The organism is Pseudomonas sp. G7(2022), from assembly GCF_052660475.1.
The window spans coordinates 445,719-459,616 of record NZ_CP109659.1; the positions used below are offsets into that span (position 1 = coordinate 445,719).

12 protein-coding genes are annotated in these 13,898 nt (G+C 61.9%); 11 read left to right on the forward strand and 1 reads right to left on the reverse strand.

Going from position 1 to position 13,898, the window contains the following annotated elements; translation table 11 throughout:
* Positions 1–189 precede the first annotated feature (189 nt).
* The 3 genes from rpmE (at position 190) to NE357_RS02000 (ending at position 2,685) form a co-directional block, all read left to right on the forward strand.
* Positions 190–408: a 50S ribosomal protein L31 gene (gene rpmE / locus NE357_RS01990; RefSeq protein ID WP_007952398.1), complete on the forward strand. Its 219-nt coding sequence runs from the start codon at positions 190–192 to the stop codon at positions 406–408.
* A 41-nt stretch (positions 409–449) separates the two neighbouring features.
* A complete protein-coding gene (locus tag NE357_RS01995) occupies positions 450–1,232 on the forward strand; it encodes a thermonuclease family protein (RefSeq protein WP_169428501.1) in 783 nt (260 codons plus the stop codon).
* A gap of 184 nt (positions 1,233–1,416) precedes the next feature.
* Entirely contained in the window at positions 1,417–2,685 is a 1,269-nt protein-coding gene (locus NE357_RS02000; protein WP_169428502.1) for a malic enzyme-like NAD(P)-binding protein, read from the forward strand.
* Positions 2,686–2,923: 238 nt separating this feature from the next.
* Here the strand turns inward: NE357_RS02000 and NE357_RS02005 are convergent, their stop codons facing one another.
* Complete coding sequence (locus NE357_RS02005) at positions 2,924–5,368, reverse strand: penicillin-binding protein 1A (RefSeq protein WP_423815192.1); 2,445 nt, start codon at positions 5,366–5,368, stop codon at positions 2,924–2,926.
* Positions 5,369–5,587: 219 nt separating this feature from the next.
* On the opposite strand from NE357_RS02005, the gene NE357_RS02010 reads away from it, so the two are divergent.
* From NE357_RS02010 to NE357_RS02045, 8 genes are all read left to right on the forward strand, one after another.
* On the forward strand, positions 5,588–6,652 hold the full coding sequence (locus NE357_RS02010) for a pilus assembly protein PilM (protein WP_169428504.1): 1,065 nt from the start codon (positions 5,588–5,590) through the stop codon (positions 6,650–6,652).
* Positions 6,652–7,218, forward strand: a complete 567-nt coding sequence (locus NE357_RS02015; RefSeq protein WP_169428505.1) for a PilN domain-containing protein — start codon at positions 6,652–6,654, stop codon at positions 7,216–7,218. The genes NE357_RS02010 and NE357_RS02015 overlap by 1 nt, the downstream gene beginning before the upstream one ends.
* On the forward strand, positions 7,215–7,838 hold the full coding sequence (pilO, locus tag NE357_RS02020; protein WP_169428506.1) for a type 4a pilus biogenesis protein PilO: 624 nt from the start codon (positions 7,215–7,217) through the stop codon (positions 7,836–7,838). The genes NE357_RS02015 and pilO overlap by 4 nt, the downstream gene beginning before the upstream one ends.
* Complete coding sequence (locus NE357_RS02025; protein ID WP_169428507.1) at positions 7,835–8,359, forward strand: pilus assembly protein PilP; 525 nt, start codon at positions 7,835–7,837, stop codon at positions 8,357–8,359. Before pilO ends, NE357_RS02025 begins: the two co-directional genes overlap by 4 nt.
* 13 nt (positions 8,360–8,372) lie before the next feature.
* Positions 8,373–10,451, forward strand: coding sequence for a type IV pilus secretin PilQ (gene pilQ / locus NE357_RS02030; RefSeq protein ID WP_169428508.1), 2,079 nt, complete (start codon positions 8,373–8,375; stop codon positions 10,449–10,451).
* 4 nt (positions 10,452–10,455) lie between these two features.
* Positions 10,456–10,974, forward strand: coding sequence for a shikimate kinase AroK (gene aroK / locus NE357_RS02035; protein ID WP_011332081.1), 519 nt, complete (start codon positions 10,456–10,458; stop codon positions 10,972–10,974).
* Between the two features lie 142 nt (positions 10,975–11,116).
* Entirely contained in the window at positions 11,117–12,217 is a 1,101-nt protein-coding gene (aroB, locus tag NE357_RS02040; RefSeq protein ID WP_169428509.1) for a 3-dehydroquinate synthase, read from the forward strand.
* A gap of 10 nt (positions 12,218–12,227) precedes the next feature.
* The gene (locus tag NE357_RS02045; RefSeq protein ID WP_169428510.1) at positions 12,228–13,823 is read left to right on the forward strand and encodes an AAA family ATPase; all 1,596 of its coding nucleotides are present in this window, start codon (positions 12,228–12,230) and stop codon (positions 13,821–13,823) included.
* Positions 13,824–13,898 lie beyond the last annotated feature (75 nt).

Genomic DNA, 13,898 nt, shown 5'->3' on the forward strand with positions numbered 1-13,898 from the left:
CTCTTCGCGGGCAAGCCCGCTCCCACAGGTTTGCGCGCAGATGATCAGCATTTGGGGCGCGAGCCTAGCAGACGGTCGGTCTCAGTGACAGCTTGCGTGATCGGGATTGTCTGGTAGAATCCGCGGCCTAATTACGTGCGGTATTCAACAATCGTGTTGGATGGCGGCACGCCAGCTGAGGAAAACACCATGAAAGCCGATATCCACCCGAATTACCCAGAAGTTGCAGTAACTTGCAGCTGCGGCAACAAGTTCGAAACCCGTTCGACCTTCGGCAAAGCCCTGGCGATCGACGTTTGCAACGAGTGCCACCCGTTCTACACCGGTAAGCAGAAGACTCTGGACACCGGTGGTCGCGTTCAGAAGTTCGCCGACCGTTTCGGTGCTTTCGGCGCGAAAAAGGCCTAAGGCCCTTCATTCTGGAAAACCTCAGCGGCTTTTCCGGTCTGATGAAAAAGGCGTCCCTTGCGGGCGCCTTTTTTGTGTCCGCGATTTGGCTCTCCGCCGCCCAGGCCTTCTGCCCGGCGCCGTCCGGGCTGGACAGCGCCACCGTGCAGCGAGTGGTCGACGGCGACACCCTGCGCCTGAGCGACGGGCGCAATGTGCGGATGATCGGTCTCAATACGCCCGAACTCGGCAAGCAGGGCCGCAGCGACGAGCCGTTTGCGGTTGCCGCGCGCAAGCGTCTCGAAGCCCTGGTCGCCGAGAGCGACGGGCGGGTTGGCCTGCGACTCGGCGCCCAGCCCAAAGACCATTACGGCCGCACCCTGGCCCATGTTTTCAGCGCCAGGGGTGAGAACCTCGAAGCGCAGATGCTCGCCGATGGCCTCGGTTTCCAGGTCGCGGTGGCGCCGAATGTCGATCTGGTCGATTGCCAGCAAGCCGCCGAACGCCGCGCGCGAGAGGGCGGGCTTGGCCTGTGGAAGCGCTCACCTGTACTGAAAGCGGAGCAGATCGAGCGTTCGGGGTTCGCGCTGGTCAGCGGGCGTGTGAGCAAGGTTCAGCGCAATCGCGGCGGAATCTGGATCGAGTTGCAGGACAAGCTTGTACTGCGCGTTGCACCCAATCTGCTGGATCGTTTCGATGGTGCCTCTCTGCAAGCGTTGAAGGGCAAGCAGATCGAGGCCCGTGGCTGGGTGGTCGACCGTTCTCGGCGCGGTGGATTGAAATCTGGCCAGGCGCGCTGGCTGTTGCCGCTGACCGATCCTTCGATGCTCCAGCCGTCCCGCTGAAGAAAAAATTGTAGACATTTTTTCAGTCGATTGTGAACAGTCTAGCCCTTGTGCGCCGTGGCTCTTGGCCCAAAGTCGTAGGGCAGGGCGCTTGACAGGGGTGACCGGGCAGTCTTGTGGGGACTTTGCGAGGCGCGTATCCTCGCTGACCAGTCTGTCCAACAGTAAAAAGCGGAATGCCAAAATGTCTGATCTGAAAACTGCCGCTCTCGAATATCATGCCCATCCTCGTCCAGGGAAGCTGAGTGTCGAGCTCACCAAGGCCACTGCTACCGCCCGCGACCTGTCGCTGGCCTACAGCCCCGGCGTAGCTGAACCAGTGCGCGAGATCGCCCGCGATCCTGAACTGGCCTACAAGTACACCGGCAAGGGCAACCTGGTTGCAGTCATTTCCGATGGCACCGCGATTCTGGGCCTGGGTAACCTCGGCCCACTGGCTTCCAAGCCAGTGATGGAGGGTAAAGGTGTACTGTTCAAGCGCTTCGCCGGTATCGACGTATTCGACATCGAAGTCGATTCCGAAAGCCCGCAAGCCTTCATCGACACCGTAAAACGCATTTCCATCACGTTCGGCGGCATCAACCTGGAAGACATCAAGGCTCCGGAGTGCTTCGAGATCGAACGCGCCCTGATCGAGCAGTGCGACATTCCGGTGTTCCACGATGACCAGCACGGCACCGCGATCGTGACCGCTGCGGGCATGATCAACGCCCTGGAAATCGCTGGCAAAACCCTGGCCGACGCCAAGATCGTCTGCCTGGGCGCTGGCGCAGCCGCCATCTCCTGCATGAAGTTGCTGGTGAGCATGGGCGCCAAGGTCGAGAACATCTTCATGGTTGACCGTACCGGCGTGATCCACGCTGGCCGTGACGACCTGAACCAGTACAAGGCCGTGTTCGCTCATCCTACCGAGAAGCGCACCCTGGACGACGCCATCGAAGGCGCTGACGTATTCGTCGGCCTGTCGGGCCCGAACCTGCTGAGCGCCGAGCAACTCAAGCGCATGGCGGCCAACCCGATCGTCTTCGCCTGCTCCAACCCGGATCCGGAAATCTCCCCGGAACTGGCTCACGCCACCCGCAACGATGTGATCATGGCCACCGGCCGTTCGGACTACCCGAACCAGGTCAACAACGTGCTGGGCTTCCCGTTCATCTTCCGCGGTGCCCTGGACGTTCGCGCCAAGCGCATCAACGAAGAAATGAAGATCGCTGCCGCCAACGCCCTGCGCGAACTGGCCAAGCTGCCGGTCCCTCAGGAAGTGTGCGACGCCTACGGCGGCATCTCCCTGGAATTCGGTCGTGAGTACATCATTCCGAAGCCAATGGACAAGCGCCTGATCACCGTGATCTCCGACGCCGTGGCCAAGGCTGCGATCGAGACCGGCGTAGCAACCCTGCCGTATCCGAAGAACTACCCGCTGAAAAGCGTGGATGATGTGTTCAACGGCTAAGTCGTTGTAGTGCTTCAACCGAAAGCCCCGGCTCGCGAGAGTCGGGGCTTTTTTGTGCCTATGAATTCTGTGTTGTCGGCGAGGGCCTCTTCGCGAGCAGACCCGCTCCCACAGGTGAAATGCATTCCAATGTGGGAGCGGGCTTGCTCGCGAAGGGGTCAGTCCATGCAATACAAATCTGGCAGGCATAAAAAAGCCCCGCACTTCTCACGAAGGCGGGGCTTTTTGCGGATCAGGATCAGAACAGGTCGATCGGCGCCTGTTCATCCGCCGGCAGCGGGCTGCCCGGTGCCGTGCCGTTGCCGATCTCGTTGACCGACGGTGGAGTGTCCTCAGCCTTGAACAGCTCGAAGTAGGCGCCTGGCGTGCTCGGCGACGCTGCGCGGCCGCTGACCGGGTCCACCCGCAGACTGAGGATGCCTTCCGGTTCCGGCTGGACATGCGGCGGCTTGTCCTTGAGCGCTGCGCTCATGTAGTTCATCCAGATCGGCAGCGCCACGGTGCCGCCGAACTCCCGGCGACCGAGGCTTTCCGGCTGGTCGAAACCGGTCCAGACCGTGGTCACGTAATCGGCGTTGTAACCGGAGAACCATGCATCCTTGGATTCGTTGGTCGTACCGGTCTTGCCGGCGATGTCGCTGCGGCCCATGGCCAGTGCGCGACGACCGGTGCCGAGCTTGATCACGTCCTGCAACATGCTGTTGAGGATGTAAGTGGTGCGGCCATCGACGATGCGCTCGGCGACTGCCGGCGCTTGTGGCACCGCTGCAGCGCCCGGCGCTTCGCCCGGCACCGGTGCGGCGTTGACGGTGAACGACTGGCTGGCCGGCGCCGCGATGCCGTCAGTGGCCGAGGCGCCTTGTGGCACGGTCGGCGGATTGGCGACGAACAGCGTGTCGCCATTGCGGCTTTCGATTTTGTCGATGATGTACGGGGTGATCTTGTAACCGCCGTTGGCAAAGGTGCTCCAGCCGGTGGCGATTTCCATCGGTGTCAGGGTCGCGGTGCCCAGTGCCAGGGACAGGTTTGGCGGCAGGTCCTGCTTGTTGAAGCCGAAGCGGGTGATGTAGTCGATGGTCTTGCCCACGCCCATGGCTTGCAGCAGGCGGATCGAAACCAGGTTGCGCGACTTGTACAGCGCTTCACGCAGGCGGATCGGGCCGAGGAAGGTGTTGGTGTCGTTCTTCGGGCGCCAGACCTTGTCCAGGTACTCGTCGACGAACACGATCGGCGCGTCGTTGACCAGCGTGGCAGCGGTGTAGCCGTTATCCAGCGCGGCACTGTAAACGAATGGCTTGAAGCTCGAACCCGGCTGACGCTTGGCCTGCATGGCACGGTTGTAGTTGCTCTGCTCGAAGGCGAAACCGCCGACCAGCGAGCGGATCGCGCCGTTCTGCGGGTCCAGCGATACCAGCGCGCCCTGGGCCTGCGGAATCTGGCTGAACTTCAGCGAATTGTTCGGCTGGCGCTGCACGCGCACCAGATCGCCGACCTGCGCCACATCCGATGGCTGACGCGGAGCTGCGCCCATGCTGTTGGTATTGAGGAACGGGCGGGCCCACTTCATGGTGTCCCAGGCAACGTGTTCTTCACCGGTGCGGGTCAGCACCTGCAGGCCGTTCTTGTCGACCTGGGTGACGATGGCCGGCTCCAGGCTGCTGATGGTGCGTTGCTTGGTCAGCTCGGTGGCCCAGGCTTCGCGGGTCTTGCCCGGCAGGCGCGATTCAGGGCCACGGTAGCCATGACGCTGATCGTAGGTCATCAGGCCTTCGTGCAGCGCGGTGTTGGCCATTTCCTGCAGATTGCTCGGCACCGTGGTGGTGACGCGGAAACCTTCGGTATAGGCGTCGCTGCCGTAGCGGCCGACCATTTCCGCACGGGCCATCTCGGCGATGTACGGCGCGTTCACTTCCGGGGTCGGCACGTGGTAGCTGGCGTTCAGTGGCTCGTTGATCGCGGCGGTGTAGTCGGCCTCGGTGATCTTGCCGAGCTTGTACATGCGCCCGAGGATCCAGTCGCGACGCTCCTTGCTGCGCGCCGGGTTGGCCAGCGGGTTGAAGCGCGACGGGGCTTTCGGCAGGCCGGCGATCATCGCCATCTGCGCCAGGCTGACTTCGCGGATCGACTTGCCGTAATACACCTGCGCCGCTGCTTCGATGCCGTAGGCGCGGTTGCCCAGATAGATCTTGTTCACGTACAGCTCAAGGATCTCGTCCTTGGTCAGCTGGCGTTCGATCTGCAGGGCCAGGAGGATTTCCGTGGTCTTGCGCGAGAAGCTGCGTTCGCTGGTCAGGAAGAAGTTCTTCGCCACCTGCATGGTGATGGTGCTGCCGCCTGACTGGATGTGCCCGCTCTTGACCAGTTGGGTCGCGGCACGCATCAGGCTGCTCGGATCGACGCCATAGTGGTTGGCGAAGTTGTCGTCTTCAGCACTTAGTAACGCATTGATGAAATTGGGGGGAATGTCGGCGAAACGGATCGGTGTGCGGCGCATTTCGCCAAATTCTGCGATCAACTTGTTGTCGCTGCTGTACACCCGGAGCGGAATCTGCAACTGAATGCTTCTCAGCGCCTCCACAGATGGCAAACCCGGACTAAGGTAAAGAAACGCGCCACTGAGAACTAAAAGCAGTCCGCAGAAAACGGCGACGATGGACCAACCGAAGAATTTCAGCAGACGAATCAAGGCTTTTGGACATCCAGGGCAAAGAATGAATTGGGCGACAGGGTTCCGGGAACACACAGAACGGCCCGCGCCGGCAGTAAAAAGCGGAAAAAATCGCTGGGCATTATAAGCACTTTTCCGCTGGGGGCGTCATTTGCGCTTCTGTCAAGACGGGGCGAGGGAACGCAATGCGCATTACAGAGTCCGTAACTCACGGAAAGTCATAGGGAATTGGTAGTGCTAGGACTCTTCAATAAAAAGACCAATACGTTGCTGGGGATCGATATCAGCTCCACTTCGGTGAAGCTGCTGGAGCTGAGCCGTCAGGGCGAGCGCTACCGGGTCGAGGCGTACGCGGTGGAGCCGTTGCCGGCCAATGCCGTGGTCGAAAAGAACATCGCCGAACTCGAAGGCGTCGGGCACGCCCTGTCCCGGGTGCTGGTCAAGGCCCGCACCGGGCTGAAAACCGTCGCAGTGGCGGTAGCCGGTTCTGCCGTGATCACCAAGGTCATCGAGATGGACGCCGGCTTGTCCGAGGACGAGCTGGAAAACCAGCTCAAGATCGAAGCCGACCAGTACATTCCCTATCCGCTGGACGAAGTCGCCATCGATTTTGAAGTCCAGGGCATTTCGCCGCGCAACCCCGAGCGCGTCAACGTGCTGCTGGCCGCCTGTCGCAAGGAAAACGTCGAAGTCCGTGAGGCGGCCCTGGCCCTTGCCGGCTTGACTGCGCGGGTGGTAGACGTCGAGGCCTATGCGCTGGAACGCTCCTTCGGCCTGCTGGCCACGCAACTGGCGGCCTCCCAGGAGCGCCTGACGGTCGCGGTGGTCGACATCGGCGCGACCATGACCACCCTCAGCGTCCTGCATAACGGGCGGATCATCTATACCCGGGAGCAACTGTTCGGCGGTCGCCAGCTGACCGAGGAAATCCAGCGCCGCTATGGCCTGACCCTCGAGCAGGCCGGGCTGGCCAAGAAGCAGGGCGGGCTGCCGGACGATTACGTCAGCGAAGTCCTGCAACCGTTTCGCGAGGCGCTGGTACAGCAGGTTTCACGTTCACTGCAGTTCTTCTTCGCCTCCGGCCAGTACAACGCGGTCGATCACATTCTGCTGGCCGGCGGCACGGCCTCGGTGCCGGGGCTGGACCGGCTGATCGAAGAGCGACTGGGCACACCGACCCAGGTCGCCAATCCGTTTTCCGACATGTCCTTGAGCAACAAGGTCAACGCCGGAGCCCTGGCGAGTGACGCGCCGGCCCTGATGATTGCCTGCGGGCTCGCGCTCAGGAGTTTCGACTGATGGCGCGGATCAACCTTCTCCCCTGGCGCGAGGAGCGCCGCGAAGAACGGCGCAAACGCTTCCTGCTGGCCCTGACCGGCGTGGTGGTCGGTTCCGTCGGCGCGCTGTTCATTGCCGCGCAGGTTTTCAGCACCGCCATCGAGCATCAACGGGCGCGTAACGATTACATCGGCAAGCAGATCGCTGTAGTTGATGAGCGCATCAAGCAGATCAGTGAGCTCAAGGCACGTCGCCAGCAACTGGTGGAGCGCATGCGCATCATCCAGGACCTGCAGGGCAACCGGCAGGTCAGCGGGCGGATCTTCGATCAACTGGCGCGGACCCTTCCCGACGGCGTCTATTTCACCAGCGTGAAGATGGTCGGCAAGACACTGTCGATCAGTGGTGCAGCGGAGTCGAACAATCGGGTGTCCGACCTGATGCGCAATCTCGAAGCGTCCGACTGGTTCGATGCCCCGACCCTGAACGAAGTCAAGGCAACCACGGCGGGGCAGCTGGATCAGGCCAACATGTTCCAGTTGACTGTGCATCAGACCCGGCCGAAGAACCTGGAGGACGAGCCATGAAACCGTCCGAATGGCTGGCCAGCCTGCGCAGTATCGACTTCAACGAGCTGGATACCGGCAACATCGGCTCGTGGCCACCGGCAGTAAAAGGCCTGGCCGGAGTGCTGCTGATGATTCTGGTACTGGCGCTGGGCTACAACTTTTTCGTCAGCGACATGGAAAGCGAGCTCGAAACCAAACGTGCGGAAGAAGCCACGCTCAAGGAGCAGTTCTCCAGCAAGGCGCACATGGCGGCCAATCTGGAGCTGTACACCCAGCAGATGAAGGAGATGGAAAACTCGTTCGGCGTGTTGCTGCGGCAATTGCCCAGCGATACCGAAGTGCCCGGGTTGCTGGAGGACATCACGCGCACCGGACTGGGAAGTGGCCTTGAGTTCGAAGAGATCAAGCTGTTGCCGGAAGTAACGCAGCAGTTCTACATCGAATTGCCGATCCAGATCACCGTCACGGGCGCCTATCACGACCTCGCCACATTCGTCAGCGGCGTGGCCGGATTGCCGCGAATCGTGACCCTGCACGACTTCGAGCTGGCGCCGGCCAACCCGGAAGGCGGGACGAAGCTGCGCATGAGCATCCTCGCCAAGACGTACCGCTATAACGACAAGGGGCTGCAAAAATGAGCCCGATCCGTTTTCTTCTGTTGTCGGCATTGATGCTGGGGCTGAGCGGTTGCGGCGGCACCGACTTCGGCGATCTCGACGCCTACATGAATGAAGTGCGTCTGCGACCACCGGGCAGGATCGAGCCGACGCCAACCTTTCGTTCCTACCCGACGTTCACCTACAGCGCCGCGAACCTGCGCAGCCCGTTCTCGCGTCAGGTGCGGGTGGATCTGGCCGGGCAGCAGCACGGCTCGCGCAACGTCAAACCGGATCCGAACCGGATCAAGCAATACCTCGAAGGTTTCAACATCGAGCAGTTCGAGATGGTCGGCACGATTTCCAATGCCTCCGGTTCCTTTGCGCTGCTGCGCGGGGCGGGCGGAGTGCACCGGCTGAAGGTCGGCGATTACCTGGGGCGCAACGACGGGCGCATCGTCGCGATCAGCGCCTCCCAGGTCGATGTGGTCGAAATCGTTCCCGACGGCGAAGGCGCCTGGCTGGAGCGGCCGCGCACCATTCCTTTGAAAGAGCACTCATAGTGGAAGTCGAACAATGAACAGGATTTTCTCCACCCTCGGTTTTTCGCTATGGATAGCGCTGCTTTCACCGATGGTTCAAGCGGCCAACCTGAAGACGCTGGATGTTGCCGCGCTGCCGGGTGATCGCGTCGAGCTGAAGCTGTCGTTCGACGGCCCGCCGCCGCAGCCCAAGGGTTACACCACCGACTCGCCGGCGCGCATCGCCCTCGACCTGCCGGGAGTAGCCAGCCAGCTCGCGACCAAGACCCGCGACCTCGGTAGCGGCAATGCGCGCTCTGCCACGGTGGTCGAGGCCAATGACCGCACCCGGTTGATCATCAATCTGACGCAACTGGCGCCGTATGACGCCCGGGTGGAGGGCAACACGCTGTTCGTGGTGGTCGGGCAAGGCACCAAGGCCACCGCGCCGCGACCTGCCGCCAAGACACCGCGCTCCACGCCGGTGGCAGCGCCGGCGCGGACTTACGCACCCGTCGCCAGGGCCATTCGTGGTGTGGACTTCCAGCGCGGCACGGCGGGTGAGGGCAATGTGGTCATCGACCTGTCCGACCCGACCATCGCGCCGGACATCCAGGAACACGACGGCAAAATCATCCTCAACTTTGCCCGCACCCAATTGCCAGAGCCATTGCGGGTGCGTCTCGACGTCAAGGATTTCGCCACCCCGGTGCAGTTCGTCAATGCCGGCGTCAGTGGGGATCGGGCGACCATTACCGTTGAGCCCGGCGGCACGTTCGACTATTCCACCTACCAGACCGACAACAAGCTGACCGTGAGCATCCGGCCGCTGACGATCGACGACCTGCAAAAACGCAATGCCGACCGCAACAGCTACAGCGGCGAGAAACTGTCCCTCAACTTTCAGGACATCGACGTGCGTTCGGTGCTGCAACTGATCGCCGACTTCACCAATCTCAATCTGGTGGCCAGCGACACAGTGCAGGGCGGAATCACCTTGCGCCTGCAAAACGTGCCGTGGGATCAGGCGCTGGATCTGGTGCTCAAGACCAAAGGCCTGGACAAGCGCAAGGTCGGCAACGTGTTGCTGGTCGCGCCGGCGGATGAAATCGCCGCCCGCGAACGGCAGGAGCTGGAGTCGCAGAAGCAGATCGCCGAGCTGGCGCCACTGCGTCGTGAACTGCTGCAAGTGAACTACGCCAAGGCGGCGGACATCGCCAAGCTGTTCCAGTCGGTCACCAGTGCTGAGGCCAAGGTCGACGAACGGGGTTCGATCACCGTCGACGAGCGCACCAACAACATCATCGCCTACCAGACCCAGGATCGGCTCGATGAACTGCGGCGGATCGTGGCGCAGCTGGATATTCCGGTGCGTCAGGTGATGATCGAGGCGCGGATCGTCGAGGCCAACGTCGATTACGACAAGAGCCTGGGCGTGCGCTGGGGCGGATCGATCCAGAACAAGGGCAACTGGAACACTTCCGGGGTCAGCAACGGTTCGTCGACCACCATCGGCACGCCGGGGAGCACCAGCACCAACTCGCCGTTCGTCGACATGGGCACGGTCAACAACACGTCCGGGATCGGCATTGCGTTCATCACCGACAACGTCTTGCTGGACCTTGAGCTGACGGCGATGGAAAAGACCGGCAACGGCGAAATCGTCTCGCAGCCCAAGGTGGTCACCTCGGACAAAGAGACCGCGAAGATCCTCAAGGGCACCGAGATTCCGTATCAGGAAGCCAGTTCCAGCGGCGCTACGTCGGTGTCGTTCAAGGAGGCCTCGCTGTCGCTGGAGGTCACGCCGCAGATCACCCCGGACAACCGCATCATCATGGAGGTCAAGGTCACCAAGGACGAACCGGACTACCTGAACAAAGTGCAGGATGTACCACCGATCAAGAAAAACGAGGTCAATGCCAAGGTGCTGGTGAACGACGGCGAGACCATCGTGATCGGGGGCGTTTTCTCAAATACTCAAAGCAAGGTCGTAGATAAGGTGCCATTTCTTGGCGATGTGCCGTATCTTGGCCGCCTTTTCCGGCGTGATGTGGTTTCGGAGAAAAAATCCGAGCTGCTGGTATTCCTCACTCCGCGTATCATGAATAACCAGGCGATTGCTGTGAGTCGTTGATTCTGTGCGAAATTTGATTCTTGTAGGACCGATGGGGGCTGGAAAAAGCACCATCGGCCGATTACTGGCCAAAGAGCTGCGCCTGCCGTTCAAGGATTCCGACAAGGAAATTGAGCTGCGTACGGGCGCCAATATCCCGTGGATCTTCGACAAGGAAGGCGAGCCCGGTTTTCGTGATCGTGAGCAGGCGATGATCGCCGAGCTGTGCGCGTTCGACGGCGTGGTGCTGGCGACGGGCGGCGGCGCGGTGATGCGTGACGCCAATCGCAAGGCCCTGCACGAGGGCGGGCGGGTGGTGTATCTGCACGCCTCCGTCGAACAGCAGGTCGGCCGCACCTCCCGCGACCGCAATCGCCCGCTGTTGCGCACGGCCAATCCCGAGAAAACCCTGCGCGACCTGCTGGCGATTCGTGATCCGCTGTATCGGGAAATCGCCGATCTGGTGGTGGAAACCGACGAGCGGCCGCCACGCATGGTGGTGCTCGACATTCTTGACCGCCTGGCGCAACTTCCGCCCCGTTAAAGCGCCGCCCGAAATGCGCTATCCTCGGCGTCCTGTCGAGGGTTGTGGCGGATCGCACGCAAGCGGCGTCACATCACTCAAGACCGGGGACATCCGATAATTCAAGGCAGGACGCCTGCTTCCATCTTCACTGTGGGGACACATGCAGACACTCAAGGTCGATCTAGGCGAGCGCAGCTACCCGATTCATATTGGCGAAGGCCTGTTGGATCAGCCTGAACTGCTGGCTCCGCATATCCATGGGCGGCAGGTGGCGATCATCTCCAACGAGACCGTTGCGCCGCTCTATCTCGAGCGTCTGACCCGCAGCCTGGCGCAGTACTCGGTAATTTCCGTGGTGCTGCCAGACGGCGAAGCCTTCAAGAACTGGGAAACCCTGCAACTGATCTTCGACGGCCTGCTGACCGCCCGTCATGACCGTCGCACCACGGTGATCGCCCTCGGTGGCGGTGTGATCGGCGACATGGCCGGTTTTGCAGCCGCCTGCTACCAGCGCGGCGTCGATTTCATCCAGATTCCTACCACGCTGCTGTCCCAGGTCGATTCGTCGGTGGGCGGCAAGACCGGCATCAACCATCCGCTGGGCAAGAACATGGTCGGCGCCTTCTACCAGCCGAACGTGGTGCTGATCGATACGGCCTCCCTGAAAACCCTGCCAGCGCGTGAACTGTCGGCCGGCCTGGCGGAAGTCATCAAGTACGGCCTGATCTGCGACGAGCCGTTCCTGACCTGGCTCGAAGACAACGTCGACGCCCTGCGTGCACTGGATCAGAAGGCCCTGACCTATGCCATCGAGCGTTCCTGCGCCGCCAAGGCGGCGGTGGTCGGCGCCGATGAGAAAGAAACCGGTGTGCGCGCCACGCTCAATCTTGGCCACACCTTTGGCCACGCCATCGAGACCCACATGGGCTATGGTGTCTGGTTGCACGGTGAAGCGGTCGCTGCTGGCACGGTAATGGCGATGGAAATGTCCGCGCGCCTTGGCTGGATCAGCGAGCAGGAGCGTGATCGCGGCATCCGACTGTTCCAGCGGGCCGGTCTGCCGGTGATTCCGCCGGAAGAGATGACCGAGGCCGATTTTCTCGAACACATGGCAATTGACAAAAAAGTGATCGACGGTCGTTTGCGCCTGGTGCTGCTGCGCCGGATGGGCGAAGCGGTGGTGACCGACGATTATCCGAAAGAGGTTCTACAGGCCACGCTGGGAGCGGATTACCGCGCTCTGGCTCAGCTTAAAGGTTAATAAGATTCCGATGACTAGTTTGCATGCCGACGAGGCGTTCCTCGGCCATTTCCAGTTAAGTCACGACCCTTTCGCACCACGGGTCCCGGGCTTCAAATTCTTCCCGGCCCAGCGCAAACCGGTGCTGGGTCAACTGCACCACCTGGCGCGTTACAGCCAGTTGCTGCTGGTGGTCACCGGCCCTCAGGGCAGCGGCAAGACGTTGCTGCGCCAGGCTTTGGTGGCCAGCACCAACAAGCAGTCGGTTCAAAGTGTTGTCGTCTCCGCTCGTGGCGCCGGCGATGCGGCCGGTGTGCTGCGTCAGGTTGCTCAGGGGCTGGATGTCGCCCAGGCCGAGGTCGGGGCGATCCTCGATCAGGTCGTACAGCTGGCGCTGACTGGTCAGGAGGTCTATCTGCTGGTGGATGACGCCGAACAGCTCGACGAATCCGCGCTCGAAGCCCTGATGGCTTTGGGGGCCGGCGCGCCGGAAGGCCGTCCGCACGTGTTCCTGTTCGGTGAGTCGTCGCTGATTGCACAGCTTGAGGCGCTGCACCTTGAGGAAGAGCGTTTCCACGTCATCGAATTGCAGCCGTACACCGAAGAAGAAACCCGCGAATATCTCGACCAGCGGCTCGAAGGCGCCGGCCGGGGCGTCGAACTTTTCACCGCGGATCAGATCTCTGATATTCACGAAAGCTCCGAGGGTTGGCCCGGCAACATCAACCAGGTCGCTCGCGATGCACTGATCGAAGTCATGATTGCCAGCCGCTCTGCGGTGAAGCGTCCAAGTATGGGGTTCAACATGCCGAAGAAACACGTATTGGCGATTTCCGCCGTTGTCGTGGTGGCGGTCGCTGCCGCCTGGCTGATGCCCGGTCGCAACAAGGCGCCGACCACCGGCACACCGGCCAATGAACAGGCACAACTGCCACTGGGTCAGGGTGGTGCGCCGAACGTGGAGTTCGCCGGTAACACCCAGCCGATGCCCTTGCCGCTGGTCGGCAATTCGCAGCCGGTCATGCGCAAGCCCTTGGCCGAAGCGGCCGGCGGGATCACCGAAGGTGACGACGGTGTGCCGCTGGAAGGTTCCAGCAATACGCCGCCAACCGTGACCACTTCTGCGCCGCCGGTCGGTGTGCCGGCCGGTCCTGCACCGACGCCGGTTCCTGTCCCTGTCCCTGCGGCCAAACCGACACCGGCTCCGACCCAGGTGGCTACCGCCAAGCCAGCACCTGCTCCGGTGGCCAAGCCGGCCCCGGCGCCTGCCAAGCCTGCGGCAGCGGCCAAACCGGCCGAGAAAGCCGCCGAGAAGCCGGTTGCCGTCGCCAAAGCCGCCGGCGGTAGCTGGTATGCAGGTCAAGCACCGGGCAACTACGTGGTGCAGATCCTCGGCACCAGCTCTGAAGCCGCCGCGCAAAACTTCGTCAAGGAGCAGGGCGGCGAGTACCGCTATTTCAAGAAAGTCCTCAACGGCAAGCCGCTCTACGTGATCACCTATGGCAGCTTCGCCAATCGTGATGCGGCCGTTTCTGCCATCAAGGCCTTGCCAGCGAAGGTTCAGGCTGGTAAACCTTGGCCTCGCACTGTCGCCAGCGTCCAACAGGAACTGGCAACAACTCGCTGAAGATTCGGCGGCCTTACCCAGGCCGCCTCTCCAAGCACCTCAAAATTTCTACAAGTGCGCGCCGCCCTTACGGGC